3 tRNA genes are annotated in these 388 nt (G+C 46.6%); all 3 read left to right on the plus strand.

The window, feature by feature from the left end:
• Positions 1–5 precede the first annotated feature (5 nt).
• Positions 6–81, plus strand: a tRNA-Phe gene (locus EDI28_RS26815).
• 44 nt (positions 82–125) lie between these two features.
• Positions 126–201: transfer RNA gene (locus tag EDI28_RS26820), tRNA-Asn, on the plus strand.
• Between the two features lie 47 nt (positions 202–248).
• Positions 249–322 (plus strand) — tRNA-Thr (locus EDI28_RS26825).
• Positions 323–388 lie beyond the last annotated feature (66 nt).

A 388-nucleotide genomic window follows, 5' to 3' on the forward strand; every position in this document is an offset into this window, starting at 1 on the left:
CCGTTGCCTCGATAGCTCAGTCGGTAGAGCAGAGGATTGAAAATCCTCGTGTCGGTGGTTCGATTCCGCCTCGAGGCACCATTTCTTCTCTTTTGAAAAAATGGTGCAAGCAACGAAAATATAATTCCCCCTTAGTTCAGTTGGTAGAACGGCGGACTGTTAATCCGTATGTCGCAAGTTCAAGTCTTGCAGGGGGAGCCAAATTCAGTGTCGAGCTTTAGGGCTTGAGACTAAAAAAGATATCGTGTGCCGACTTAGCTCAGTAGGTAGCAACTGACTTGTAATCAGTAGGTCACCAGTTCGACTCCGGTAGTCGGCACCATTTCTTAGCAAGGTTGTGAAAGCAACAATGCAAAAGTTAAAGCCTAACCGCTTTTGCTTTTGCCTC

This window comes from Photobacterium chitinilyticum (genome assembly GCF_004104355.1).
Classification (GTDB): domain Bacteria; phylum Pseudomonadota; class Gammaproteobacteria; order Enterobacterales; family Vibrionaceae; genus Photobacterium; species Photobacterium chitinilyticum.